The sequence below is a fragment of the Nonomuraea glycinis genome, from assembly GCF_035920485.1.
In the GTDB taxonomy this organism is placed as follows: Bacteria; Actinomycetota; Actinomycetes; order Streptosporangiales; family Streptosporangiaceae; genus Nonomuraea; species Nonomuraea glycinis.
On the sequence record NZ_CP109166.1, the window covers coordinates 7,132,533 to 7,158,974 of the forward strand.

A 26,442-nucleotide genomic window follows, 5' to 3' on the forward strand; every position below is an offset into this window, starting at 1 on the left:
GGGGACAACGATTCGGGGGATCGTCTTGTCTACCCAAACAGAGATCCGCAACTTGCTCGACTGTCGTGTCGTGGGCTCGGACGGCCAGCAGATCGGCAAGGTCGGGCAGGTGTACCTCAGCGACCGCACGGGCGAACCCGAGTGGGTGACGGTGAAGACCGGGTTCTTCGGCACGAAGGAGAGCTTCGTGCCGCTGACCGGCGCACAGCGCGGCTCGGGCACGCTCCGCGTGCCGTTCGACAAGGAGAAGGTCAAGGGCGCGCCCGCCATCGACGACTCGGACGACCGGCTGAGCATGGAAGAAGAGGTGAGCCTCTACCGCTACTACGGCCTGCAGTCGTCGAGCGTCCCGACCCAGCGCAGGGAAGGCCAGGGAGGGGGACCGGCCACCGGAGGGCCGGTCGCGGGCCGGCCGACGACCGGACAGCCGCCGACCACCGGGCGACCTGAAACGGGGCGACCCGAGATGGGGCGGCCGGGCATGGGGCGGCCCGAGGCGCCGCGGCCACGGCCGGGACCGGGGCCGGTGTCCGGAGCCGCGGCCGGGATGACCGGCGCCACCGGCCCGAAGCCCGGAATGGCACCCGACCGCGACGACGACATCGACATGACCCGCTCGGAAGAGCAGATGCACGTCGGGAAGGAGAGAAGGGAGTCCGGACACGTACGGCTGCGTAAGTACGTGGAGAGCGAGAACGTCGAGGAGACCATCCCGCTCGAGCGCGACGAGGTCGTGATCGAACGCGAGACCATCGTCGGTGGCGAGCCCGTCCAGGGCCACGAGTTCGGCGAAGCCGAAGAAGAGACGTTCACCCTGTACGAGGAGCGCCCCGTCGTCGGCACCGAGAGCACGCCCGTCGAGCGCGTGCACATGCGCAAGGAGAGGGTCACCAGGGACGAGACGGTGCAGGGGAAGGTCCGCAGGGAGCGGTTCGAGGTCGACCGTGACGGTGAGACGGTGGACGAGAGCGACAAGCCGCTCCGCGACCGGCCTCACCCCGACGACCCTTCCTCCGGCCACTGACCGCCGGCCGCCCGGTCAGGCGCGGTGCCGATCGCCCGGCCCGGCCGCGGCGGGAGCACGCCGCCGGGCCCGGCGCGGCGTGAAGCGCTCGGCCCGGCGTAGTGGCGTGCCCGCCCGCAGGCGCCCGGTGTCCACCGGGGCAGCGTTCACGTGGCGTTCAGGGAAGTACTTGTACGTGCCGTGGATCTGCGCGCCCGGTGCCGCGTGCGCTGATATATAGGTGCTGCTTCGTCGAATGTTTGATTATCTCCATTTGTCCCATCAAAAGGCATATTTCTTGCTTGTCAAGGAAAGTCAACCAGCTTGTCAAGGTCGGCGAAGCCGAGCGCCAGGCGGCCTTTCCGGGAAATCATGAGGACTTGGTCGCCGCGTAAAGTTCCACCTCGTTCAGCATCGCGCAGGTGGCGCCGATTTCCGGGTCGCAGTCCTTGGTGGCGTCGACTTCGATCTTGACGTGCCGGCCCTTGACGGGCGTGGCCAGAGCCTCGTGGCGGAGCGCGTAGTCGGTGCGGCCGCTCACCCGCAGGACCGGGGAGCCCCAGGCGCGGCCGTCCCGCGAGACGAACACGCGGGCGCCTGCCGCGTGCCCCCGGCGCAGGCTGAGCCCGATCCGGGTGAAGGCGCGCATCCGGTTCAGGTGCAGGACGTACCGGCCGGGGCCGGCCGAGACGGCGCTGGACCAGTAGCCGGTGCTGCCGTCGAAGGCGCCGCCGGGGCGGGCGAGCGGCCGGCGCCTGCTGGTCCACGTCATCGTGGTGTTCACTGTCAGTTTCCCGGACCGGTGCAGCGCGGCCAGGTTCAGCCGGCCGGGGCCGGGGAGCGGAATGTCCAGATGCCGGCGTTTGATGGCGTACCAGCTGCCGTGCTCGAACCCGTTGCCGGCCGGGCAGGCGGTCTCGTTGAGCGAGCCGTCCCTGCGGGCGCCCGGCAACTTGCAGTTGTCGAAGACCTGCAACAGCCGGTACGGCCCGACCGCCGCGATGCCGCTGTAGCCCGACGTGCCGTGCGTGTCGTAGATCCCGTCCCGGTTGTGGTAAGTCACCCGCTGCCGGTCCCACCTGCCGCCCAGCCCGTCGAAGGACAGGGCGACCCAGACGTCCGGGCGGCCCGCGCTCAGCACCAGGACGCCGCCCGGCATCAGCAGCAGCCGCGGCGCCACACCGCGCACCAGGCAGTCCTGGCCGGGCAGCCGCAGGTCCTGTGGGGGAGACCAGGTCGCGCCCGCGTCGGTGGAGCGGCTGTAGGCCAGCGTGGCGTAGGCGCCGCCGCCCTCACGGCGCAGCACCGCCAGCAGGCTGCCGTCGGCCACCTGCTCGACCGCGGCCTCGTTGTAGGCGTAGCGGCTGTCCGGCCGGCCGATCACGCCGCGCCTGGTGAAGCTCGCGCCGCCGTCCGCGCTGGCGTACACCTCGGACTGGTCCAGGTCGACGTCGGCGTAGCGGCCGTACACCGTCACCAGGATCGTGCCGTCGGCGAGCTGGATCGGCCGGCCGTGCGCGACGCCGCCGCCCGCGAGCTTCTCCGGGGTGCCGAACACGGCCTCGGCGCGGTCCCAGCTCTTGCCGCCGTCGGCCGAGGTGAGGATGCCCAGGCTCGCCGTGTGCGCGGTCACGCCGGTCAGGTAGTACTCCGTGGCGAACAGGCGGCCGTCGTGCAACGGGATGGGCGCCTCGCGCAGCGGCGTCCGGGCCGACGGGCCGAACGTGCGGCCGTCGTCGCCGGAGGTGGCCGCGGCGCTGACGTACGGCATGACCACGTCGATGTTCTTCGAATAGGTGACGATTGTGTGGCGTCGAGGTGAGCCGTCCGGGCCGACCGCGTCGATGACGGCCGCGTTCGGGAAGCCGGCGTAGTCCCGACGCTGCTCGGCGGTGGGTTCGGACTCCTGCGGCGGCGGGCCGGGATAGATCCACGACACCGTGTCGGGGCCGGTCGGCTCGTCCTCCGGCAGCGGGCAGTACCCGGGGCCGGCCGCCGCCTGGGCGGCGGGCAGCGGCGACAGCAGGCACGCGACCGCCATCGCGGTGATCGAGGCAGTGCGAGCGGGCCTCATGGCTGTAACCGAAGGGTCGGCTTTAGCCAACCGCGGGGGACGTCCACCTATCCTTTGCGCCATATCGCGGACTGTAGATCATGCGTGGCCCGCAGAGCCGCATTCACCTTCCGAGTCCTGCCGAAACGGCGGACTGACGCGGCTGGAGCGGCGGGCGTGCCGCCGTGCGACGGGCGGGGAGTCACAGGTCGGGCGAGGGGGATCGCCGAGAGCCATACGTAAAGTGTCAGTTGACAGAATGGAGGCACCTGGCAGGATCGGGGTGCAAGCAAATAGTCAGGGTTTACACCAGGACCCTGGCGAGGGCCTTGGCCGGGAGGTGGCACCCAGATGACCGTTCATCCGCATCACCACCCCGCGGGTGTCACCTCGGCGCCGAGGCCGACCGCACCAAGATCACCGTTTGGTAGGAGCCCCGTCATGCACCTCCAGTCCGACCTCGCCCGGCGAGCGTCCCAAGAACCCGCTTCCTCTCCACATCGCGCACCGGCCGAAGAGGCCTACCGCCACCCATACGGCGGCGACCGGCGCCAGACGCCCCGCAGGGCGCGCTTGGCCGTGATCGACGTCCAGGACGAGACCATGCCTCCGCCGCAGGAGCCGGAGACCCACGTCAACGAGCGCCTGCAGCAGATCCGGGAGATATCCCACCGAGCCATCGGCTCGATTGACGACCTGCTCCAGCGCACCGCCTGATCGAGGGACCAGCGGGGGGAACCCGCGCGGACCGAGAGTCCGCAGGGAACCGCACGAGAGACATCTCAGCCAAGAGGAGTGTCATGCAGGGTCAATCGCGACTGGCGCCGGCAGTGCGCGACGTCGGAGCACACCGCCCCCGGGCGATCGCAGGCGAAGTACGGCCGCAGAGCGTCGCCGAGGTGAGCGCCCTCGTACGGTGCGCCGCCGCGGACGGCCGCCGTCTCTTCCCTTACAGCACGGGCCGCAACTGGGGCATGGGCTCAGGAGTCCCCGCCACCGATGAGAACATCGTCGTCGACCTCGGCGGCATGAACCGCATCCGCAGCCTGGACCTCGAGAACGGCTTCGCCGTCGTCGAGCCGGGCGTGACCCAGGCCCAGCTGGCCGACGAACTGCGCGAGACGCCGTGGCTGCTCAACGTCACCGCCTCGTGCGCCGACACCTCGGTGCTCGGCAACGCGCTCGAGCGCGGCGACGGCTCGGTCCGCTCCCGCGTGCACGACGTGGTCGGCCTCGAAGCCGTCATGCCCGACGGCAGCGTCATCACCACCGGCGGCCTGGACACCTGGGGCCGGTACCGCGGCCGCGTCGCGGGTCCCGACCTGACCGGCGCGTTCGTCCAGCACAACCTCGGCATCGTCACCGCGATGGCCATCGCGCTGGTGCCCCGGCCGCAGGCGTTCGGACTGGTCTGGTCCCGGATCCCCCGCGACCAGGCCGAGCGGGCGGTCAGCGCCATGGGAGCGTTCCTACGGCGCGGCAACCCGGCAGAAGGCCTGATTCGGGTGCGCGAGCTGTCCCTGGTGCCCAGCCGGGGCGAATGGACGCTGCCGGCCGGGGTGGACCCCGAGCTGTTCACCATCGTCGGACCGCTGATCGGCAGTGGCGAGACGGTGCGCCTGGCCGAGGAACTGCTCCGCAAGGCGCTCCTGGAGGTGGAAGGCGCCGAGAACCTCCAGGTCCTGGACGCCACCGCCATCAGGCCCGACGACCCGCTGTACAACCGGGCACTCATGGCCCAGGGCATCCCCACCTGCAACGGCGTGCACAAGGCGCTCGGCGTGGGCTCCTGCGAGCAGGTCGACAGCGGGCGGATGGGCTTCCTCGCCCTGCTGCCGCAGCTGCCGATGGACGCCCGCTCGACCGAGAACATCCTCCAGGTGCTGCGGGCCTCCGTGGAAGTCAACGCCACCGCCGGCCTGCTGGAGTGGAACCTCGTCAGCAGGAACCTCGCCAACGGCGTCCTGCAGATCTTCTTCGACCGTGACGTGCCGGACGCCCCGGCCCGCGCCCACCGGCTCCGCCAGGAAGCGGGCGCCCTGCTGCGCGGCTACGGCTGCGTCATCTACCGCTCGGACATCGACAACTCCGCGGCGGACGTCTACGCGCAGAGCAGCCCCGGCACGCTCAGCATGCTCCACCGGCTCAAGGGCGCCTTCGACCCAGGCAACGTGATCTCGCCCGGACGCTACAGCATCAGCGCCTGAACCACTCTTTCTCCCCCCGGCCTGCTGGCGCCGGCAGTCGAGCGCGCCAGCAGGCGGACCATATAGCTCTCATGGAGGTGGCCACGTGCGTTCGTCCCCAGCGGCCGTGCAGCCAGGTTCGGTCCCTGGAACCGACGCCCCCCGGCGCGCGACCCTGCTACGGCTGGTCGGTGCCGGCGTCATGCTCACGGTCATGGCCGACACCACGGCCACCACTCTCGCCGTCGGCCTGATGCGCAACAGCACCGCCGGCAACGGCATGCCGCTCAACGACCTGGTCTGGCTGACCAGCGCGGCCTTCGTGCCGATCGCCGCACTGCTCGCTTCCGCAGGTCGCTGGGCCGACCTGTTCGGGCGCAGGCGCGTGCTGGTCATCGGCCTGCTGGTGTTCGTCGCCGGTGGGATCGCGACCCTTACCCTGCCCTCCTGGCCGGCGGTGCTGGCGGCCAGAGCGGTCCAGGGCGCGGGCGCCGCGGCGATGATCCCCGCGAGCCTCGCCGTCCTGCTCGGCGAACTACCGGAACAGCAGCGACGCGGCGCCATCGCGCTGTGGAGCTCCGCCTCCGGCCTCGGCTGCCTGCTCATGCAGGCGGGCAGCGGCTGGCTGGCCGCCGGGTTCGGCTGGCGCGCCCTGTTCGCGCCGGTCGTCGTCACCGGCGTGCTCCTGCTCGTGGCCTGCGCCTGGCTGCCGCCCGGCACCAACCGCGCCACCGCGCGCAGCCGGCCCGACCTGCTCGGCGGCTGCCTGCTGGCCGCCTCGATCGCCGCCCTGGTGCTGGCCATCTCCAAGATGACGACGTGGGGCATGGACTCGGCCTGGCTCGCCTGCGCCGCCCTCGTCCTGCTCGTCGCCGCGCTGGCCCAGGCCCGCCGCCACCGCGTGCCCGCCATCGACCTGACCCTGTGGCGCAGGCCCGGGTTCGCCTGGGGCTGGCTGGCCACCTGGGGATTCGGCATGCTGTCCTACGGCCTGCTCACCCTCCAGCCGCTCTACCTGCTCCAGCTCGGCTTCCCCATGATGGAGGTGGCCCTGTGGCTCACCCCCACCTCGGTGGCCATGGTCATCACCGCCTGGCTCGGGGGCAAGATCGTACGCAAGCTCGGGCCGTACGGACTGATCTATCTCGGCGCCGCCGTGTGCGGCGGCTCCTGCGTGGTGGCGCTGGCGCAGACGACGCCGAACCTGTGGGGCCTGGCGGCCAGCATCGGCATCGGCATCGGTGTTGGCGCGCTGGCCCCCGGAACCTCGATGGCCACCACCCTGACGGCACAACCTCATCAGTACGCCTCCGCGGTCGGCGCGGCGGTCATGTCCCGGATGGTCGGCGGAGCCGTCGGCGTCGCCACCGTGTCCGTCATCATCGACCACCCGTTCATGGCCGGGCCACTCGGCGGGCTGGCCAGCGCGCTCGCCATCTGCGTGGCCGTCTCGGTCCTCGTCGGCAGCCTCGCGCTCATCAAGATGCTCCGGATGCCGCACGCCACCGGCGAGGTCATGGTCCTGGTGCCACGCCGGATGCTGCTGGAGCTCCGCACCACCCTCGCCACCGTCGCGGCCGAGGCGGACGCGCTGCAGGCCGCCCAGCTGGCCGGAGAGAGCCCCGCGATAAGTCCCACCACCGCCATTCCACAGCAGCGGCGAGCCACCGCCCCCGCCCCCGCCATGAGGGCCACCGCAGGCTCGCCCACCCGTCCCCTCGGGGGCACGCTTGTTCGATCACCAGAAGGGCTCTCATCATGGCAGTGACATCCTGCGACGTAGCGATCGTCGGCGCCGGCCTCGGCGGCTGCTTCCTGGCACTCCTGCTGGGCCGCAGCGGCAGACACGTCGTCGTCGTCGAGCAGGGACCGAGCGTCCCCACCGCAGGCGCCGACTTCGTCAAACGCCCCGGCATGCAGGTGCTCGCCCGGCACGGGCTCGTGAGCCTGGTCGAACGGCACGCGCTCAAACGCGACATCGTCCGCTACTACCACGACGGCGAGCCGATCCAGGAGTGCACCTACCCCGACGGCTTCCTCATCCGCCCCTACCGTGAGCTGGTCGAGGTCATCTACTCCTCCTGCGCCATGCAGGGCGTGGAGTTCTGGTTCGACTCCCAGATCGACCACCTGGCCATGGACGGCGACCGCGTCGAGCACCTGTCGCTCGCCGACGGCCGCGAGCTGCGGGCGAACGTCGTCATCGGCGCCGACGGCACCCGATCGGCCGTGCGCCAGGCGCTCGGCTTCGACAAGGAGAGCACGTCGTACCCGCACCTGCTGCGGGTCGCCACCGTGCCCCTGACCGCCAGCGTCGCCCAGCTCAACCGGCTCTACTTCAACTCCGACGGCTGGTTCAGCTACCTGTACCCGATCAACCACGACCAGGCCAGGGTCTTCGTCGGCCTGCCCGCCGACGACGACCGCGAGGTGTTCGGCACCGCCGGCGCGCCGACGCTGCTCAACGCGCTCAGCGGGCTCGTCACCGACAACGCCGACGCCTACACCGTGCTCGGCTCCGCCTCCTGGCAGGCGATCCCCATCGCGGCCATGCGGGTGGCCGCCTACCACAAGGGCAACGCCGCCCTGCTGGGGTCCGCCGCGTTCGCCTGCCACCCGATGACCGGCATGGGCATGAGCTACACCCTGCACGACGCGGAGATCCTCGCCGAGATCATCTGCGCCGCCGAGGGGGACCAGGACCTGCTGGACAAGATGCTCGAGACAGGGTACGAGCCGCGCCGGCGCCGGCACGGCGAGCTCATCGACTACGGTGACGCGCTGTCGGGCACCTTCCACGACAAGCCGTCCTACCTGCGGGCCTTCCGCCAGGACCTGCACGTCTTCGGCGACACCGAGCCGATCGGGGAGGAGTTCGTCAAGGTGATGGGCTGACGCCCCCAGATGACCTGTCCAGGGTGAGTCCTTGGGGCTCCTCGGCTCACCACTGGACGGTCCGCGACAGGTCGCGGCGGGACCGCGGCCTGTCGCGGTCTTTTCTTCACCCGGATGGTAGGGCAGGCACTACCACGAATATGGGTGACAGCGGCAGTTCGCCCACGCCGACGGCTCAATGATGCTTGGCTTGGATCCCGTCGAGCATCGGAGCGATTTTGGCAGACAGCACGATCGAACGCGCCCCCGTGAGCCCGGAGAGGAAAGGCAGCGACTTCTCCCAGCTCTCACGCCGCATCGTCCAGGAAGGACTGCTCGATCGCCGGCCCGTCTACTACACGGTCAGGATCGCCACGGTCGTGACCTGCTTCGTCGGCGGCTGGGTGGCCTTCGCCCTCGTCGGCGACTCCTGGTGGCAGATCCTCGTCGCCGCCTTCCTCGCCGTCGTGTTCGCCCAGATGGGGCTGCTGGCCCACGACCTGGCGCACGGGCAGGTGTTCCGCTCCCGCCGCCCCAGCCGGATCGCCGGCCACCTGGTGGGCAACCTCGGCATCGGCCTCGGCTACGGCTGGTGGGCCGACAAGCACACCCGCCACCACGCCAACCCCAACCACGAGGACCACGACCCCGACGTGGCGCCCGACGTGCTGCTCTGGTCCGCCAAGCAGGCCGAGGTCAGCAAGGGCCTGCCGCGCTTCATCGGCCGCTGGCAGGCGTTCCTGTTCTTCCCGCTGCTCACGCTGGAAGGCCTCAACCTGCACGTCTCCAGCCTGCGCTCACTTGCCCGGCCCACCCTGAAGCACCGGCGCACCGAGGCGGTGACGCTCATCGTCCACGACCTCGTCTACCTGGGGGCCGTCTTCGCCGTGCTGCCGGTGGGCAAGGCACTGGTCTTCCTCGCCGTCCACCAGGCCCTGTTCGGCGTCTACCTCGGCTGCACCTTCGCCCCCAACCACAAGGGCATGCCGATACTCACCGGCGACGACCGGCCGGACTTCCTGCGCCGCCAGGTCCTCACCTCCCGCAACGTGCGCGGCGGCCACCTGATCAACACGGCGCTGGGCGGGCTCAACTACCAGATCGAACACCACCTGTTCCCGAGCATGCCGACACCCAACCTGCGCAAGGCGCAGCCCATCGTGCGCGAGCACTGCGCCTCGCTCGGCGTCGAGTACGTCGAGACCGGGCTCATCGACTCCTGGGCGCAGGCCATGCGCTCCCTGCACGAGGCGGGCGCGTCCCTGCGCGGCGGCGGCCGGTCACAGGCCTCCGTGGGCTGACCGTACGGCCACCACCGTCAACTGCGGATGCTCGTGCTCCTCCTCCACCACGAACCCGGCGTCGGTGAGAATCGTCCGTAACGCCAGCCGTACGGCGGTGCGGAGGGTGTCGTACCTGCTCTGGTGCTCGATGGGCGGCTCGTCCGGCGCGCCCCAGCGGACCAGGACACCGCGCCCGGGCTCGTGCCAGACGCCGAGCCCACCGTCGGCCGGTATCACGGACGGCTCGACGGTGAATCCGGCGCCGGCTAGCTCCCGGCGGACGAGATGCTCCAGCTCGGGGCCCTCGATCGCGGCGGTGTTCATCAACCACCGCTGCCCGGTCACGGCCGCCCCGAACCTCCCGCCCGCCCCAGGAGGCCGCTGTCCGGGGTAGTCTTCGTCGCCTTGCTACGAGAGGGGCGCCGGAATGCGGATCGAGCAGGCCAAGAGGATCGCCCGGAAGTGGGTGCTCGACGAGGGCACCCGCCTGCCGGGATTCGCCGGCGCCCTCCTCACCGGATCCACCCTGTGGTCCCACCCGAACACGGTGCTCCCCACCACCTCCGACGTGGACATCCTCGTAGTCCTGGACCCCCTCCCATCCGCAGCCGGCGGCGGTAAATTCCCTTACGACGGCCTCCTCCTGGAGACCTCCTTCACCTCCTGGCAATCCCTCACCCCGACCCCGGACCCTGTACGGCGGGAGTTCGGCCCGACGGCGCATCCCGTGCAGCGCGATCTCGGCCCAACATCGGACCTCGTACGGCGGGATCCTGGTCCGGCGGCGGATCCCGTGCGGCGGGAGTTCGACACCTCGGCGGAGTTCGTACGGCAGGCTGAGGCGATCCTTGGCCACTATCACCTCGCGGGTGCCTTTCATCGGCCCGGTGTGCTGGCCGACCCGACAGGCCGGCTCACCGCGATTCAGCGGATCGTGGCGCGGCACTTCGCCGAGCGGCGCTGGGTGCTGGAACGCTGTGGGCACGCGGAGAACAGGGTGCGCGACTGGATCACCGGCATGGACGACCAGGTGTCGCTGCCGGAGCAGGTCACCGCGTGGCTGTTCGGCACCGGGGTGACGACGCACGTCCTGCTGGTGGCGGGCCTGCGCAACCCGACCGTCCGCCGCCGGTACGAGGCCGTGCGCGAACTGCTCGTCGAACGCGGCCTGGCCGGCCACCACGAGCACCTGCTCGACCTGCTGGGCTGCGCCGAGCTGAGCCCCGAGCGGGTGCGGCATCACCTGCACCGCCTGGAGCGGGTCTTCGACACGGCCAAGCGGGTGCGGGCCCCGTCCTACCGATTCGCCTCCGACATCACGGAGCAGGCCAAGCCCATCGCCATCGGCGGCTGCCACGACCTCATCGACAGGGGCCTGCACCGGGAAGCCGTCTTCTGGCTGGTCGCGACCTTCGCCCGCTGCCTGGCCAAACTGTCCGCCGCCGGGCACCCCGCACCGGCGGACGACCTGGCCGACCTGCTCGCCGACCTCGGCGCCGAAACCCCCGCGGACCGCCGCCACCGCGGTGACCAGGTCATAGCCGCACTCCCCGACCTCCGCCACCTCGCCGACTCCCTAGCCCCACCCTGACCCAGGCCTCGCCGCCCTTCGGCCGTGGGGCTAGTCGCGGACCTCAAGGCCGAGGGCGGTGGCGACGATCGTTGCCTGGTAGGGGTCGATGATGGCCTTGTTGAGCTTGACCGTGTACGGGTCGAGGTCTCCCAGGTCGCTGCCGCGCAGGTCACAGCCTGTGAGGTCGGCGCTGTGCAGCCACGCCCCCGACAGGTCGCACCGCCGGACCTCGGCGCCCTCCAGCCTGACCCCTGTCAGGTCGGCCTCGCGCAGCCGTACGCCGTATAAGGCGCTGCCGCGCAGGTCCGCGCCCGGCAGCCCGACGAAGGACCAGTCGCCGCCGTCGACCTTGAGCAGCCCGTAGGAGCAGCCGTCGAACATGCTGCCGGTCAGCTTGCAGCCCTTGAACGTCGCGTCGAAGAACGAGCAGCGGGAGAAGGCGCAGTTGAGGAAGAGGGCGTCCTCGTGCTCGGACACGTTGAAGCGCACGTTGCGGAACGAGCACTCCTCGAAGGACGAGCCGCGGTTGATCAGCTCGGTCATGTCCACGTCGACGAACAGCACCCGGCGATAGGTCTCCCCGGTCAGGTCACGCCCGTCCCAGTCGGCGGACCTGACCGTGGTCTCGGTCGGGGGTGCCGGGATGCCGTGCTTGCGATCGGCCATGTGCTCTCCGTGTGCTGCCTTTCGACGCCATGAAGGTGACGCCGGAGAGAGTCTGCCACCCGCCACCGACAGAACGGCCGCGTCATGCCCGACGCGGTCCCAGGTACCTGACGTATGCGGCGGTTGTCCCGCCGCACTCATACCTGATCACTACAGTGACGACCTTCTGTCGGCCTGTTCGTGGGTTGTCGCCTCCGGAGCGATCATCGAGAAGACGGCCAGGTCATGAGCCTCGCACCCTTCCTGCTCGGCCATCCGCAGTGTGCCCTCCCGCTGGTATCCGGCCTTTTCGGCCACCCGCAGGGAAGCGACGTTGTCGACGCGGGAGCGCAACTGAACCCGCCGCATCCCGCCGTCGGTGAGCGCCCACCGTCCGACCGCGCGCGCTGCCTCGGTCGCATAGCCCCGACCTCGCTGACTGGTGTGCATTCCGTAACCGATCTCGGTGCGACCGGCTTCCCAGTCGGCGTCCCGCAACCCGATACTGCCGACGATCTTGCCGGTGGTCTGTTCCACTATCGCCAGGAGGACGCCTTCGCCGTCCAATCGCCGCTGGTGTACTTCGCTCAGCCATTCGTCCACGTCAGCGACCGCCCCAGGGGAGCCCGGCGGCAGTGCCGTTCGATCCCCGGCCGCCACGAATGCCGCCACAGATGCAGCGTCCTGCGGCCCGAACTCACGAATCTCCAACCCACCGGAGATGATCTTCACTGGAGGAAACATGGTGTACAGGGTCTCACCAGTGCGCGGTACAGCGGGATGGCACCCGTTCGTGGCCTCGCGAGCAGCCGCGTAACAAGACGGTTCACACCCGGAAGGTGAGCGTGAGCCGTACAACGTGCTCTCTGTACGAGCCGGGGCGCGGACAGGGCCGGAGCGCAGACAGGGCCGGAGCACCGGACCGCGGGCCGGCCGAACTGGGGGAGTGGCGGGCCGGTCGGGAGCCGACCGGCCGGGGGGTGAAAGGTCAGGCCCGCTTGGCGATGTTCTCGATCAGCGGCTGCACGGCCTTGGCCGCCAGCGGCCCGAACGCCGCAAGGATGAGCACGTACGCCGCCGCCAGCGGACCGAGGTCCGGGTGGACCCCGGCCGCCACCGCCAGACCGGCGATGACGATGTTGAACTCACCTCGGGGGATCAACGCGATACCGGCCCGGGCCTGACCGGCCTTGGCGATCCCCGCCCTTCTGGCCGCGTAGATGCCGGTCATCAGCTTGGTGATCATGCTGATCAGGGCCAGCAGCGCGGCCAGCCCGGCGACCGGGAGGATCTTCACCGGGTCGGTCTGCAGGCCGAAGAAGACGAAGAACACGGCCGCGAACAGGTCCCGCAGCGGTGACAGCAGTGCCTGAGCGTCATGCGCGAGCTGCCCCGACAGCGCGATCCCGACCAGGAAGGCGCCGACCGCGGCCGACACCTGCAGCTGCTGCGCGATACCGGCGACCAGCAGGGCCAGTCCGACTATCTTCAGCAGCAGCACTTCGTTGTTGGGGCTGGAGACGAACGCCTCGATGAAGCGCCCGAACCTGAGCGCGACCACCAGCACCACGCTCACCGTGCCCAGCGCGATCGCCACGGTCACCGCGCCGCTCACCAGGCTGAGCCCGGCCAGCAGCGCCGTCAGGATCGGCAGGTAGACCGCCATCGTGAGGTCTTCGAACACCAGCAGCGACAGCACCGTGGGTGTCTCGCGGTTACCGATCCACCCCAGGTCGGACAGCACCTTGGCGGTGATTCCGGAGGAGGTGGCGTAGGTGACGCCCGCCATGGCGACCGCCGCCACCGGCCCCCAGCCGAGAAGTAAGGCGCAGATCGCGCCGGGCGCCGCGTTGGCCACCAGGTCGACGATGCCCGCGCGGGCGTTGCTCTTGAGGCTGGTGACCAGCTCGTCGGCGTTGTATTCCAGACCGAGTGTCAGCAACAACAGGACGACGCCCATCTCCGCGCCCACGGAGATGAACTCCTCGCTGGTGGCCAGCGGGAGCACACCGCCGGTGCCGAAGGCGAGACCGGCGATCAGGTAGAGCGGAATGGGCGAGATGCCGGCGCGCAGCGCCAGGGCACCCAGAACACCCAAACCGAGAAGTACAGCCCCGACTTCGAGGAAAAGTATTGCCGTGTGATGCACCCGCGGCCCTAACCCTCAGCCAGGATGTGGGCGACGTCGGACGTGGTGTCGGCGCTGCCGACGACGACCACTATGTCGCCTGAGGCGAGCATGAAGTCCGGCCCCGGGCTGGCGAACACCTGTCCGGCGCGGACGATCGCGACGATCGACGCGTTCGTACGGGTCCGTACGCGTGCGTCACCCATGGGCCTGTTGACGTACGGAGACGTGGGAGGAATCGGCAGTTGGAGGCTGACCAGCCCTTCGACCTCCTGATGCGCCTGGTTGAGCCGCTGCACGATGCGCGGGGCACCGAGCAGCTCGACCAGGGCGTCGGCCTCTTCGTCGTTGAGCTTGACGACCTCACACGCCCGGTCGGGGTCCTCGCGGTCGTAGACCACCAGGTCGCGCCTGCCGGTCCGATGCGACACGACGCCGATCCTCTTCCCGGACTGGGTGGTGAAATCGTGGCGCAGGCCTATCCCTGGCAGCGCCGTCTGTTCGACCTCCACCGCAGAATCCCCACCCATCTCGATTGCGAATAAGCGCGCTAACCCTACCAATTCTCCCTGATGACCGCGCCTTGAGGTAGTAGCGAGGACGGTCAACCAAAGATCTACCTGACGCTCAGGGCTTGCCCCCACGGCCGTGCGGCCACCCGGGCCCGAAGCCGCCCGTCACCCTCACCCCGGCCGCTCTTACTCCGGCGGAGTGAGGAAGTGTGAGAAGCGTGACAATGGAAGGGCCTACAGCGCGCATCAGGGGGGAGTTACCGACCATGTCGCCCTTATCTGACCCTCTGGCGGTCGCTCCCATCCGCCTGGTGCTGGTCGAGGATCACGACATGGTGGCCGAGGCCATCGGCATGGCGCTCGGTCACGCCCCGGGCATCGAGGTCGTGGCCAGGTCCAGTTCGATCGCGGCGGCGGTGGCCGACACCCGCCGCTGGCGGCCCGATGTGGTGGTGCTGGATCGCCGCCTGCCCGACGGCGACGGGATCGCGGCGATCGGCACGATCTCGGCGGCCGCTCCCGAGACCCGCGTACTGGTGCTGACGGCCGAGGCGTCCGCCTCGGTGGCCGTGCGCGTGGTCGAGGCCGGCGGCGCCGGCCTGGTGGAGAAGTCGTCGGGGTTGCAGGAACTGGAGGAGGCGGTGCGCGAGGTGGCGGCGGGCGGCGTGGTGTTCGGCCCGGGCCTGCTGTCGGGGGTGCTGGACCGGCTGACCGGCCGTACGTGGACCGCGGGCGGGGCGCTGACCGGCCGGGAGCGGGAGACGCTGCTGCTGCTGGCGGAGGGCGTGAGCACCGACCAGATCAGCGAGCGGCTCGGCGTGGCGCGCAACACGGCGCGCAATCATGTCCAGCGCGTGCTGGAGAAGCTCGGCGCCCGGTCGAAGCTGGAGGCGGTGGCGATCGCCAGGCGCGAGGGGCTGCTGGACTAGTGCATCTGCACTAGAGGCAACTGGCCGAACGCATCAGGCATCCCGGCACGCCTGCGTCTCGTGACCAATCCTTGGGTGTCCGAAAGTGGAAGAATGGGCATCCGTACTGAGTCGTTCGCGGTGGAGCGCCACCTGAGCGAGGAGATGGGCAGCATCACCGTGGCCCGCCAGATCGTGCGCGACGCCTTGAACGCCTGGCACTACGCCGGACGGCACGAGGACGTGCTGCTGGTCGTCTCGGAGCTGGTGACCAACGCGCTCATTCACGGGGCAGGCGCCCCCGTGCTGCGGCTGACCGGGGGATCGACGCATATCCGGATCGAGGTCGGCGACTCCAGCGAGGAGATGCCGAAAGCGCGCGAGCCCGGCCCTGGCGACGGATGGGGCATGCACGTCATCGGACGGCTCTCCTCCCGCTGGGGGATATCACAGCACGCAGGCGGAAAGGTGGTCTGGTGTGAGCTCGCGGCACCTCTCGCTGCACTTGCTCCCGATCCCACCCGCGTCTGAATCCGAGCCGTTGGCACGTGGCGGCACCGGCATGCGAAGCTGCCCTATGCCCGAGTACGAGCACGTCGACCTGAACCTGCTGATCCAGTGCGTGGTCGACTACGCCATCTTCATGCTGGACCCGACCGGCCACGTGGTGAGCTGGAACACCGGCGCGCAGCGGATCAAGGGTTATCGGGCCGAGGAGATCATCGGCAGGCACTTCTCGGCGTTCTATTCGCCGCAGGAGGTGGCGGACGGCAAGCCCGATCGCGAGCTGGCCACGGCGGCCGTCGACGGGCGGCTGGAGGACGAGGGCTGGCGGGTGCGCAAGGACGGCACCCGATTCTGGGCCAACGTGGTCATCACCGCGCTGTACGACCAGGCCGGGCAGCTGCGCGGATTCGGCAAGGTGACCCGTGACATGACCGAGCGGCGCACCGTCGAACGCGCCCTGGACGAGCGCGGCCAGCTGCTGGCGCATCTGGTGCGGGCCCAGGAGATGGAGCGGCGGCGCATCGCCTGGGACGTGCACGACGACACCATCCAGTCCATGGTCGCCGTCGGCATGCGCCTGCAGCTGCTCGCCACCAAGGCGCCGGCCGAGCACGCGGACGCGCTGCTGCGGCTCAACGAGACGGTCAACGCCTCCATCGGCCGCCTGCGCAACCTCACCTTCCGGCTGCACCCGCCGGGCATCGACAGCGACGGCATGGTGCAGGGCCTGTCCAGCTATCTCGACCAGGTGGTGGTGGGGGCCGGGCTGACGTACGAGCTGACCCACGACCTCGCCGCCGAGCCGCCGTCCGAGACGGCGATCACCATCTTCCGCATCTGCCAGGAAGCTCTCACCAACGTCCGCAAGCACGCCAGGGCGAGCGCGGTGAAGGTCTCGCTCACCTCGGCCGACCAGGGCGTGTACGTCCGGGTGACCGATGACGGCGTCGGCTTCGCCGAACAGGTGGACAGCCAGGTCAAACACGGCCACTTCGGCCTCATCGAGATGCGCCAGCGCGCCGAGGTCGCCGGCGGCTGGTGGAACATCCGCAGCGAGCCCGGCTCCGGCGCCAGCGTCGAGTTCTGGGTGCCGGCCGTGCGGCGCGAGGCGCCGTGAGCGAACAGCGCGAACAGCCCGAACGGCGCGAACGGCTCACCGTGCTCATCGGCGACGACGAGCCGCTGATCCGCGAGGTGCTGAGCGAGGTGCTGGCGGCGGAGCCCGACCTGGACGTGGTCGCCACCGCGAGCGACGCCGACGAGGCCATCCAGCTCGCGGTCCGGCACACCCCGGTGGTCGCCATCCTCGACGTCCGGATGCCGGGCGGCGGCGCCTGGGCGGCGCACGAGATCCGCCGGCTGTCCCCGCGCACCCGCGTCATGGCCTTCTCCGCGTACGGCGACTCCGGGGCCGTCGACGAGATGCGGCGCGTCGGCGTACAGGAGTATTTACTCAAGGGCCTGCCCAACACCGACATCGTGGCCGCGGTACGGCGCGTCGCCGCGGTGTGATCAGCCGAGCAGCTCCAGCGTCTGCCTGGCGATCTCCCACTCCTCGTCGGTGGGGATGACGAGCACCGCCACCTCCGCGCCGGGCGGCGAGACGGCTCGCTCGTCATCGCGCGCGGCCTCGTTGCGCTCCTGGTCGACGACGATGCCGAGCCGGTCGAGCCCGGCCAGTGCGGCGGCCCGGGTGGCGGCGTCGTTCTCGCCGACGCCGCCGGTGAACACGACCGCGTCCACCCGGCCGAGCACCGCGTAGTACGCGCCCACGTACTTGCGGATGCGCCGGCAGTAGACGTCGAGGGCGAGCCGGGCCCCGGCGTCGCCGGCCGCGGCGTGCCGGCGGACCTCGCGCATGTCGCCGGTGCCCGCGAGCCCGAGCAGGCCACCGCCGTGGCCGAGCGCCTTCTCCACGTCCTGGGCGTCCAGTCCGGCGACTCTGGCCAGATAGCCGCACAGGGCCGGGTCGACGTCCCCGGACCGGGTGCCCATCACCAGCCCTTCCAGCGGCGTCATCCCCATCGAGGTGTCGACGCTGCGGCCGCCCTCGATCGCGGTGGCGCTGGCGCCGTTGCCGAGGTGCAGCACGATCAGGTTGACCTCGTGCGGGTCGCGGCCCAGCAGGGCGGCCGCCCGCCGGGACACGTACGCGCACGAGGTGCCGTGGAAGCCGAAGCGCCGCACGCCGAGCCGCTCACGCCACTCGCGCGGCACCGCGTAGGTGTACGCCTCCGGAGGCAGCGAGAGCTGGAAGGAGGTGTCGAACACCGCCACCTGCGGCACGCCGCGGAAGGCCTCCTGCGCCACCCGGATGCCGGTGACATTCACCGGGTTGTGCAGCGGGGCCAGCGGCGCCAGCTCCTCGACGGCGGCGATCACCTCCTCGTCGACCAGTACCGCCGCGGGGAACCGGGTCCCGCCGTGCACCACCCGATGCCCCACCGCGACCGGGTCGAGCTCGGGTCCCGCCGTCCGGAACGCCTCCAGCACCGCGCGCAGCCCCTGCGCGTGATCGGCGAAATGCCCCTTCTTCTCGTACGGCGGCCCGTCGGCGAGGTGATGGGTCAGCAGGCCCGCACCGTCACCGATGCGCTCGATCAGCCCTCTGGCGGGCCGGGCCCCCGAGGCGGTGTCGATGAGCTCGTACTTGATGGAGGAGGAGCCGGTGTTCAGGACGAGTATGTGCTGGGCCATGTCCATCCACTGATCTCGGGGGCGTCCTCGCCGTGGACGCGGGTGTGGGCGCGGGCCCGCAACCGTGCGTCGGACATGCGCTGGCGCAGGTGGGCGGCCTTGCTGGCGAGGCCGGGGACCCGGTCGATGACGTCCATGACCAGGTGGAAGCGGTCGATGTCGTTGAGCATGGCCATGTCGAAGGGCGTGGTGGTGGTGCCCTCCTCCTTGTAACCGCGTACGTGCAGGTTGGCGTGGCCGTGCCGGCGGTAGGTGAGCTGGTGGATCAGGGTGGGATAGCCGTGGAAGTTGAAGATGATCGGCCGGTCCGTGGTGAACAGCGTGTCGAACTCGTTGTCGGGCATGCCGTGCGGGTGCTCGGAGGAGGGCTGCAGGCGCATCAGGTCGACCACGTTGATCACGCGGACCTTCAGCTCGGGCAGCTCCTCGCGCAGGATGGCGGCGGCGGCCAGGGTCTCCAGCGTCGGCACGTCCCCGGCGCTGGCCAGCACGACATCGGGCTCGACGCCGTCGTCGGTGGAGGCCCAGGGCAGGATGCCCAGGCCGCGGGTGCAGTGCGCGATCGCCTCGTCCATGGTGAACAGGTCGAGGACGGGCTGCTTGCCGGCCACGATGACGTTGACGTAGTCGCGTGAGCGAAGGCAGTGGTCGGCGACCGAGAGCAGCGTGTTGGCGTCCGGGGGCAGGTAGACGCGCACCACCGAGGCCTTCTTGTTCACCACCACGTCCAGGAAGCCCGGATCCTGGTGGCTGAAGCCGTTGTGATCCTGCCGCCACACATGCGACGACAGCAGGTAGGTGAGCGAGGCCACCGGCCGCCGCCACGGGATCTTCTGCGACGACTCCAGCCATTTGGCGTGCTGATTGAACATCGAGTCGATGATATGGATGAACGCCTCGTAGCAGTTGAACAGGCCGTGCCGGCCGGTCAGCAGATAGCCCTCCAGCCAGCCCTGGCACAGGTGCTCGCTGAGCACCTCCATCACCCGGCCGCCGGGCGCGAGATGCTCGTCGGTGGGCAGCCGCTCGGCGTTCCAGGCGCGGTCGGTGGTCTCGAAGACCGCGCTGAGCCGGTTGGAGGCCGTCTCGTCGGGCCCCATCAGCCGGAAGGTGCGCGGATTCTCGGCGATCACGTCGCGCAGCAGCGTGCCCAGCACCCTGGTCGGCTCGCTGGTCTGCACGGCGGGCGACTTGACCTCGACGGCGTGCGTACGGAAGTCCGGCAGGCGCAGCGGGGCCAGCAACTCGCCGCCGTTGGCGTGCGGGTTCGCGCTCATCCTGCGGGCGCCCTCCGGCACCGTCCCCAGGATCGCCGGGATCGGGCCGCCCCGCTCGTCGAACAGCTCCTCCGGCCGGTACGAGCGCATCCACTCCTCCAGCATCGCCAGGTGCGCCGGGTTGTCGCGGACCTTGGCCAGCGGCACCTGGTGGGCACGCCAGGTGCCCTCGACCGGCAGGCCGTCGACCTCGCGCGGCCCGGTCCAGCCCTTGGGCGTACGCAGGATGATCATAGGCAGGCGGGAGTCGTCACCGGCGCGATAGGCGGCGATCTGGTCGAACACCTCGTCCAGCGTGCCCGCCATCTCCGCGTGGTCGGGCCCGACCAGATGCGGTCGGTAGCCGTACCCTTCCAGCAGCTTGAACAGGTCCGCCTCGGGGATACGCGCCAGGATGGTCGGGTTGGCGATCTTGTAGCCGTTCAGCGCGAGGATCGGCAGCACCACGCCGTCGCGTTCGCGGTCGAGCAGCTTGTTGGAGTGCCAGCTGGCCGCCAGCGGGCCGGTCTCCGCCTCGCCGTCGCCGATCACGCAGGACACCACCAGGCCGGGGTTGTCGAAGGCGGCGCCGTAGGCGTGGGCCAGGGCGTAGCCGAGCTCGCCGCCCTCATGGATGGAGCCGGGCGTCTCGGGAGCCACATGGCTGGGGATGCCGCCGGGGAAGGAGAACTGGCGGAACAGCCGCCGCATGCCCGGCGCGTCCTGGGTGACGTCGGGGTAGCGCTCGGTGTACGAGCCCTCCAGCCAGGAGTGCGCCACCGCCGCCGGGCCGCCGTGGCCGGGGCCGGCGATGTAGATCATGTCCTGGTCGCGCTCGCGGATGATCCGGTTGAGGTGGGCGAAGCAGAAGTTCAGCCCGGGGGTGGTGCCCCAGTGCCCCAGCAGGCGCGGCTTGATGTGCTCCGGGCGCAGCGGCTCGGTCAGCAGCGGGTTGTCCAGCAGGTAGATCTGCCCGACGGACAGATAGTTGGCCGCACGCCAGTAGGCATCGATGTTTTCCATGGTGTGGCCCATGCCCTCTGCAAGGCCGGTGTAGACGTCACTCGGGCCGACGGCGTCAGGTGATCGCCGGCAGTCATCGGAGGGGTGGGCTATCACCTCACCGGGGCGGCTGGTTTAAGGTGCGAATATGTCCCTCCGCAGTTCGCAGTGGTATTCCGGTAATGACAGAAACTCCTACATGCACCGTGCCTGGATGCGGCGGGGCCTGCCTCGCGAGGCGTTCGACGGCGAGCGCCCGCACATCGCGATCGCCAACACCGCCTCCGACCTGACACCCTGCAACTCCCATCTGAACGAGGTGGGCAAGAGCGTCGAGCAGGGCATCTGGGCGGCCGGCGGCATCCCGCTCAACCTGCCGGTCGTGTCCCTCGGCGAGACGAACGTCAGGCCGACCGCCATGCTCTGGCGCAACCTCGCCGCCATGGCCACCGAGGAGATGCTGCGCGCCAACCCGATCGACGGCGTGGTGCTGCTCGGCGGCTGCGACAAGACCATCCCGTCGCTGCTCATGGCCGCCGCCTCCGTGGACCTGCCCGCCGTGGTGATGCCCGGCGGCCCGATGCTGACCGGCACCTTCCGCGGCACCCCGCTCGGCTGCGGCACCGACGTGTGGCGGCTCAGCGAGGAGGTGCGCGCCGGCACGCTGTCGAGCAAGGCGTTCATCGACTCCGAGTCCGCGATGATCCGCAGCCGCGGCCACTGCAACACGATGGGCACCGCCTCCACCATGGCCTGCATGGCCGAGGCCCTCGGCATGACCCTGCCCGGCACGTCCGGCACCCCGGCCCCCGACAGCAGGCTGCTCGAACGCTCCCACGAGACCGGCCGCCTCGCCGTCGACCTGGTCCGCGAGGGACGCCGCCCGAGTCAGGTGATGACCCGCGGCTCCTTCCTCAACGCCATCGTCACCCTGGCCGCGACCGGCGGCTCCACCAACGCCGTCATCCACCTGCTGGCCATCGCCGGCCGCCTCGGCGTCGAGCTCGACCTGGACGACTTCGACCGCACCGGATCAGGGGTGCCGCTGCTGGTCGACCTCCTGCCGGCCGGCCGGCACCTGATGGACGACCTGTTCCGCGCGGGCGGGCTGCTCGCCGTGTTCAAGGAGATCGCCGACCTGCTCGACCCGACGGCGGTGACCGTCACCGGCCGCCCCCTCGTCGACTACCTCGACGACGCGGAGATCTGGGACGAGAGCGTCATCCGGCGGCGCGCCGACCCGCTGCTGCCCGACGCGGGCATCGCCGTGCTGCGCGGCAACCTCGCCCCCAACGGCGCGGTGATCAAGCCCGCCGCCGCCTCGCCCGAGCTGCTGCAGCACCGTGGCAAGGCCGTCGTCTTCGACAGCATCGAGGACGTCTACGCCCGGCTCGACTCCCCGGAGCTCGACGTGGACGAGACCTCGGTGCTGGTCCTGCGCGGCTGCGGGCCCAAGGGCTACCCGGGCATGCCGGAGGTCGGCAACCTGCCGTTGCCCGCCAAGCTGCTGGCCAAGGGCGTGCGCGACATGGTGCGGATCAGCGACGCGCGGATGAGCGGCACCGCCTACGGCACGGTCGTGCTGCACACCTCGCCCGAGGCCGCGGCCGGCGGGCCGCTCGCCAGGGTGCGCACCGGCGACCCGATCGTGCTCGACGTGGCGGCCAGACGGCTCGACGTCGACGTGCCGGAGGCCGAGTTCGCCGCCAGGAAGCCCGCGATGGGCGGCCACGCCGAGCCCGTACGCGGCTGGCAGCGCCTCTACATCGACCATGTCAACCAGGCCGACCGAGGCGCCGACCTCGACTTCCTCACCGGATCCAGCGGAGACGCGCCCGGCCGCGAATCCCACTGACCCCGCGCCCGGCGGACACGCCGCTCCGCCATGCGCGGAATCCGGCATCCGGGGGTACGACGGTACGGGACCATGTGATCGCAGTGTGACGGCGCGAGGAGGAAACGTGAGCAGCGACATCACCCAGAGCCAGGAGTGGGCGGCACTCGCCAAGCACCACGGCGAGGTGGCGGGCAGACACCTGAGGGAGCTGTTCGCGGAGGATCCGGAGCGGGCCGCCCGGATGACGGTCACCGCGGGCGACCTCTTCCTCGACTACGCCAAACACCGCGCCACCGGCGAGACCATCGGCCTGCTCGTGGCCCTCGCTGAGCGCGCGGGCCTGCGCGACCGCATCGAGGCCATGTACACCGGGGCGCACATCAACGTCAGCGAGGACCGCGCGGTGCTGCACACCGCGCTGCGCGCTCCCGCCGACGCCGGCCTCGTCGTCGACGGCCAGGACGTGAGCCGCGACGTGCACGCCGTGCTCGACAAGATGAGCGCCTTCGCCGAGAAGGTCCGCTCGAAGCAGTGGCAGGGCGCCACCGGCCGGCCGATCTCCACCGTCGTCAACATCGGCATCGGCGGCTCCGACCTCGGCCCCGCCATGGCCTACGAGGCACTGCGCGACTACGCCGACGCCGGGATCCAGGCCAGGTTCGTCTCCAACATCGACCCGGCCGACATCACCGGCAGCCTGGCCGACCTCGACCCCGCGACCACGCTGATCGTGGTCAGCTCCAAGACCTTCACCACCCTGGAGACCCTCACCAACGCCAAGGTCGCCCGCCAGTGGCTGACCGGCGCGCTCGGCGAGGACGCCGTGGCCAAGCACTTCGTGGCCGTGTCCACCAATGCCGCCAAGGTCGCCGAGTTCGGCATCGACACCGACAACATGTTCGGCTTCTGGGACTGGGTCGGCGGCCGCTACTCCTACGACGGCGCCATCGGGCTCTCCCTGATGATCGCCATCGGGCCGGACCGGTTCCGTGAGATGCTGGCCGGCTTCCACACCATGGACCAGCACTTCCGCACCGCCCCCTTCGAGGCCAACATGCCGGTGCTGCTCGGCCTGCTCGGCGTCTGGTACACCGACTTCTTCGACGCCCAGACCCACGCCGTGCTGCCCTACAGCCAGCGCCTGCACCGTTTCCCCGCCTACCTCCAGCAGCTCACCATGGAGTCCAACGGCAAGTCCGTGCGCGCCGACGGCACCCCCGTCACCGTCGACACCGGCGCGATCTTCTGGGGCGAGCCGGGCACCAACGGCCAGCACGCCTTCTACCAGCTCCTGCACCAGGGCACCCGCCTGGTGCCGGCCGACTTCATCGGCTTCGCCGAGCCGCATGAGGATCGCGAGGGCATGCACGACCTGCTGATGGCCAACATGCTCGCGCAGACCTCGGCGCTGGCGTTCGGCAAGACGGCCGAGGAGATCGCCGCCGAGGGCACGCCCGCCGACGTCGTGCCGCACAAGGTGATGCCCGGCAACCGTCCCACCTCCACCATCCTCGCCCGCCGGCTGACCCCGGCCACGCTCGGCCAGCTCGTGGCGCTGTACGAGCACCTGGTGTTCGTCCAGGGGACGATCTGGGGCGTCGACTCCTTCGACCAGTGGGGGGTCGAGCTCGGCAAGAAGATGGCGATGGACCTGGCGCCCGCGCTCACCTCCGAAGAGCCTCCGACGACCTTCCCCGACGCGTCCACCGAGAGCCTGGTCCGTCACTACCGCCAGCTGCGCGGCAGACGCGGCTGACCCGGTCCCGGCCCGCCTCACCGGGGCCGGATCAGGCGGGCCGTCACCGGGATTCGACTGAACGGCTGCCACCGGGTGACCATGAGGGATGGACATCACGGAGCTGGTCGAGCAGTCAAAGGATTCCGCCACGGTCAAGCGCGTCTTCGGGGACCCCATCCAGCATGGCGACATCCTGGTGATCCCGGTCGCCAGGATCGCCCACGGGGGTGGCGGCGGCAGCGGTGAGGGCCGGAAGAACGAGGGGGAGGCGGGCAGCGGGAGCGGCGGCGGCTACGGTGTCGGCGCGACGCCCGCCGGGGTGTTCGTCGTCAAGAACGGCGACGTCCGCTGGCACCCGGCCGTCGACGTCAACCGCATCGTGCTCGGCGGCCAGATCGTCGGCATCGCCCTCCTGCTGACCCTGCGCGCCATCTTCAAGCGCACCCGCCACAAGCGCTGACCCCGCCCCCGCGTCTCCGGGCTCGCGCCTCGTTCGTACCTGCGGCGCGGGTCTCGGGCCGGGTTCGGGCCGAGATCCCCGTTCTTGAGGCTGGGGCGGCCTAGGGTTGGGGGGTGACGTCTTTTGCGCAGATTGTGGCTTTTGGGGGCGTGGTGATGCTGGGGGCGATGTCGCCCGGGCCTGACTTCGCCGTGGTCGTACGGAGGTCCGCTTCCTCGGGGCGGGCACACGGGATGGCGGCGGCGGTGGGGATCTCCATCGGCGTGTTCGCCTGGGTGGTGGCGGCGGCGACCGGGGTCGCCGCGCTGCTGGCCGCTTCGGCGGTGGCGTTCACGGTGGTGAAGGTCGTGGGTGCCGCCTATCTGCTCTATCTGGGGGGCAAGGCGTTGCGCTCGGCCGTGCGCGGTGACGGGGGGCTGCGGTTGGACGTGGCCGAGTCCGGGGGCAGGAGCCCGTGGGCGGCGTTCACCGAAGGGCTGCTCACCAACGTGCTCAACCCCAAGGCGGCGCTGTTCTTCGTGGCGCTGGTGCCGCAGTTCGTGTCGCCGGGGGCCGCGCCGGCGGACACGCTGGTGCTGTCGCTGATCGCGCTGGCGGGGACCGTGGCGTGGTTCCTGGTCGTGGCCAACGTGGTCGCCGCGCTGCGCGCGGTGTTCGCCAAGCGGGCCGTCCGCCGCGCTGTCGACGGGCTCACCGGCGGCGCCCTGGTGGCGCTGGGGGTCAACCTGGCGGTCTCCGGCCGTCCCTGACCTTTCCACGTCTGGGAAGAGTCCCGGTCTGGGAAGAGTCCCGGTCTGGGAGGAGGCCCGGTCTGGGAGGAGGCCCGGTCTGGGAGGAGGCCCGGTCTGGGAGGAGGCCCCGTCTGGGAAGGGTCCGCGTCTGGGAAGAGGCCCGGGTTTGGGAAGGGTCCGCGTCTAGGCAGAGGCCCGGGTCAGGACACGGTGACGCCCAGGAGGTGGCCGAGGCCGAAGGTCACCGTGGCCGCGCCGACGCCGAGCGCGAGCTGGCGCAGGCCGCCGAGCCACCAGGGGCGGGCGGTCATGCCGGCCACCACCGCGCCGAAGACGAACAGGCCCACCACGCTCAGCACCACGGCGGCCACCAGGCCGGCCGCGCCGAACAGGAACGGCACCAGCGGCACCAGCGCCCCCGCCGCGAACGCGCAGAACGACGCTCCAGCCGCCAGCAGCGGCGACGGCAGGTCGTCCGGGTCCACGCCGAGCTCTTCGCGTACGTGCACCCGCAGCGCCTGCTCCGGGTCGGCCGACAGGCCCGCCGCGACCTTGTCCGCCAGGTCGGCGTCGAGGCCGCGGGAGCGGTAGAGGGCGGCGAGTTCGGCCTGCTCGCCCTCGGGGTTACGAGCCAGCTCGCCCCGTTCGACGGCGATCTCGGCGCGCATCAGCTCGGTCTGCGACTTCACCGACGTGTACTCGCCCGCCGCCATCGAGCAGGCCCCCGCCGCCAGTCCGGCGAAGCCGGCCACTACGGCTCCTCGTCCGGCCCCCGCGGCGCCCACCACTCCGGCGATCAACGCGAAGTTGGAGACGAGTCCGTCCATCGCCCCGAACACCGCCGGCCGCAGCCAGCCACCGGTCACGTCCCGATGGCTGTGATGCTTCTCCGGCGAGTGCGTCCGCTCCAGCTCGATGGTCATGAAAACCCCTCCCCACAACAGCTATTCATCCGACATTCAGGCATAAATGCCAATAGTCCGCAACGAAGGAGAGGCTTGCCTGACGTGCGCATTCATCGCCTGGCCAGGCATTATCTCGAATATGGT

Annotated in this window: 24 protein-coding genes; 15 read left to right on the plus strand and 9 right to left on the minus strand. The window is 70.6% G+C overall.

From position 1 onward, the window contains the following. Positions 1-52: 52 nt before the first annotated feature. Positions 53-1,024, plus strand: coding sequence for a PRC and DUF2382 domain-containing protein (locus OHA68_RS33415; RefSeq protein ID WP_327103799.1), 972 nt, complete (start codon positions 53-55; stop codon positions 1,022-1,024). Between the two features lie 349 nt (positions 1,025-1,373). On the opposite strand, the gene OHA68_RS33420 is transcribed toward OHA68_RS33415, so the two are convergent. Continuing rightward, the gene (locus OHA68_RS33420) at positions 1,374-3,077 is read right to left on the minus strand and encodes an exo-alpha-sialidase (RefSeq protein WP_327103800.1); all 1,704 of its coding nucleotides are present in this window, start codon (positions 3,075-3,077) and stop codon (positions 1,374-1,376) included. A 420-nt stretch (positions 3,078-3,497) separates the two neighbouring features. Between OHA68_RS33420 and OHA68_RS33425 the strand changes: the two genes are divergently transcribed. The 5 genes from OHA68_RS33425 to OHA68_RS33445 all read left to right on the plus strand — a co-directional run bounded on the left by OHA68_RS33425 (position 3,498) and on the right by OHA68_RS33445 (position 9,417). Beyond that, a complete protein-coding gene (locus tag OHA68_RS33425; protein WP_327103801.1) occupies positions 3,498-3,773 on the plus strand; it encodes a hypothetical protein in 276 nt (91 codons plus the stop codon). An 83-nt stretch (positions 3,774-3,856) separates the two neighbouring features. Then, the gene (locus OHA68_RS33430; RefSeq protein ID WP_327103802.1) at positions 3,857-5,263 is read left to right on the plus strand and encodes an FAD-binding oxidoreductase; all 1,407 of its coding nucleotides are present in this window, start codon (positions 3,857-3,859) and stop codon (positions 5,261-5,263) included. A gap of 85 nt (positions 5,264-5,348) precedes the next feature. Then, positions 5,349-7,010 carry an MFS transporter gene (locus OHA68_RS33435; RefSeq protein ID WP_327103803.1) on the plus strand — a complete coding sequence of 554 codons (1,662 nt, stop codon included), beginning with the start codon at positions 5,349-5,351 and terminating at the stop codon, positions 7,008-7,010. Then, entirely contained in the window at positions 7,001-8,137 is a 1,137-nt protein-coding gene (locus OHA68_RS33440) for an FAD-dependent monooxygenase (RefSeq protein ID WP_189139289.1), read from the plus strand. Before OHA68_RS33435 ends, OHA68_RS33440 begins: the two co-directional genes overlap by 10 nt. Before the next feature lie 218 nt (positions 8,138-8,355). Continuing rightward, on the plus strand, positions 8,356-9,417 hold the full coding sequence (locus OHA68_RS33445; protein ID WP_327103804.1) for a fatty acid desaturase family protein: 1,062 nt from the start codon (positions 8,356-8,358) through the stop codon (positions 9,415-9,417). Here the strand turns inward: OHA68_RS33445 and OHA68_RS33450 are convergent. Beyond that, on the minus strand, positions 9,397-9,744 hold the full coding sequence (locus tag OHA68_RS33450; protein ID WP_327103805.1) for a hypothetical protein: 348 nt from the start codon (positions 9,742-9,744) through the stop codon (positions 9,397-9,399). The two genes, OHA68_RS33445 and OHA68_RS33450, sit on opposite strands and share 21 nt — an antisense overlap. An 82-nt stretch (positions 9,745-9,826) precedes the next feature. Here OHA68_RS33450 and OHA68_RS33455 point away from each other — a divergent pair, with 82 nt between their 5' ends. Then, positions 9,827-10,990, plus strand: coding sequence for a hypothetical protein (locus tag OHA68_RS33455; RefSeq protein ID WP_327103806.1), 1,164 nt, complete (start codon positions 9,827-9,829; stop codon positions 10,988-10,990). Positions 10,991-11,020: 30 nt separating this feature from the next. Here the strand turns inward: OHA68_RS33455 and OHA68_RS33460 are convergent, their stop codons facing one another. The 4 genes from OHA68_RS33460 to OHA68_RS33475 form a co-directional block, all read right to left on the minus strand. Next, a complete protein-coding gene (locus OHA68_RS33460; protein ID WP_327103807.1) occupies positions 11,021-11,638 on the minus strand; it encodes a pentapeptide repeat-containing protein in 618 nt (205 codons plus the stop codon). Between the two features lie 150 nt (positions 11,639-11,788). Beyond that, the gene (locus OHA68_RS33465; protein ID WP_327103808.1) at positions 11,789-12,349 is read right to left on the minus strand and encodes a GNAT family N-acetyltransferase; all 561 of its coding nucleotides are present in this window, start codon (positions 12,347-12,349) and stop codon (positions 11,789-11,791) included. Between the two features lie 256 nt (positions 12,350-12,605). After that, positions 12,606-13,715, minus strand: a complete 1,110-nt coding sequence (locus OHA68_RS33470; RefSeq protein WP_263652074.1) for a cation:proton antiporter — start codon at positions 13,713-13,715, stop codon at positions 12,606-12,608. Between the two features lie 59 nt (positions 13,716-13,774). Continuing rightward, complete coding sequence (locus OHA68_RS33475) at positions 13,775-14,257, minus strand: cation:proton antiporter regulatory subunit (RefSeq protein ID WP_189139283.1); 483 nt, start codon at positions 14,255-14,257, stop codon at positions 13,775-13,777. A gap of 266 nt (positions 14,258-14,523) precedes the next feature. Here OHA68_RS33475 and OHA68_RS33480 point away from each other — a divergent pair, with 266 nt between their 5' ends. The 4 genes from OHA68_RS33480 to OHA68_RS33495 all read left to right on the plus strand — a co-directional run bounded on the left by OHA68_RS33480 (position 14,524) and on the right by OHA68_RS33495 (position 17,184). Then, on the plus strand, positions 14,524-15,186 hold the full coding sequence (locus OHA68_RS33480; protein ID WP_327103809.1) for a response regulator transcription factor: 663 nt from the start codon (positions 14,524-14,526) through the stop codon (positions 15,184-15,186). 93 nt (positions 15,187-15,279) lie between these two features. Continuing rightward, a complete protein-coding gene (locus tag OHA68_RS33485; protein WP_327103810.1) occupies positions 15,280-15,696 on the plus strand; it encodes an ATP-binding protein in 417 nt (138 codons plus the stop codon). A gap of 46 nt (positions 15,697-15,742) precedes the next feature. Next, positions 15,743-16,789 (plus strand): PAS domain-containing sensor histidine kinase, encoded by a 1,047-nt coding sequence (locus OHA68_RS33490; protein ID WP_327103811.1) that lies wholly within the window; start codon positions 15,743-15,745, stop codon positions 16,787-16,789. Continuing rightward, positions 16,786-17,184 carry a response regulator gene (locus OHA68_RS33495; protein ID WP_327103812.1) on the plus strand — a complete coding sequence of 133 codons (399 nt, stop codon included), beginning with the start codon at positions 16,786-16,788 and terminating at the stop codon, positions 17,182-17,184. Before OHA68_RS33490 ends, OHA68_RS33495 begins: the two co-directional genes overlap by 4 nt. Here OHA68_RS33495 and OHA68_RS33500 read toward each other — a convergent pair whose 3' ends face one another. Continuing rightward, on the minus strand, positions 17,185-18,369 hold the full coding sequence (locus tag OHA68_RS33500; protein ID WP_327103813.1) for an acetate/propionate family kinase: 1,185 nt from the start codon (positions 18,367-18,369) through the stop codon (positions 17,185-17,187). Then, the gene (locus OHA68_RS33505; RefSeq protein WP_327103814.1) at positions 18,345-20,648 is read right to left on the minus strand and encodes a phosphoketolase family protein; all 2,304 of its coding nucleotides are present in this window, start codon (positions 20,646-20,648) and stop codon (positions 18,345-18,347) included. The genes OHA68_RS33500 and OHA68_RS33505 overlap by 25 nt, the downstream gene beginning before the upstream one ends. Positions 20,649-20,775: 127 nt before the next feature. Between OHA68_RS33505 and OHA68_RS33510 the strand changes: the two genes are divergently transcribed. From OHA68_RS33510 to OHA68_RS33525, 4 genes are all read left to right on the plus strand, one after another. Continuing rightward, positions 20,776-22,482, plus strand: coding sequence for an IlvD/Edd family dehydratase (locus tag OHA68_RS33510; RefSeq protein ID WP_327103815.1), 1,707 nt, complete (start codon positions 20,776-20,778; stop codon positions 22,480-22,482). Between the two features lie 106 nt (positions 22,483-22,588). Beyond that, a complete protein-coding gene (pgi, locus tag OHA68_RS33515) occupies positions 22,589-24,220 on the plus strand; it encodes a glucose-6-phosphate isomerase (RefSeq protein WP_327103816.1) in 1,632 nt (543 codons plus the stop codon). Between the two features lie 88 nt (positions 24,221-24,308). Further along, positions 24,309-24,662, plus strand: coding sequence for a spore germination protein GerW family protein (locus tag OHA68_RS33520; protein WP_327103817.1), 354 nt, complete (start codon positions 24,309-24,311; stop codon positions 24,660-24,662). A gap of 167 nt (positions 24,663-24,829) precedes the next feature. Then, positions 24,830-25,411, plus strand: a complete 582-nt coding sequence (locus OHA68_RS33525) for a LysE family translocator (protein ID WP_225277306.1) — start codon at positions 24,830-24,832, stop codon at positions 25,409-25,411. Between the two features lie 182 nt (positions 25,412-25,593). Here the strand turns inward: OHA68_RS33525 and OHA68_RS33530 are convergent, their stop codons facing one another. Beyond that, entirely contained in the window at positions 25,594-26,316 is a 723-nt protein-coding gene (locus OHA68_RS33530) for a VIT1/CCC1 transporter family protein (protein WP_327103818.1), read from the minus strand. Between the last annotated feature and the right edge of the window lie 126 nt (positions 26,317-26,442).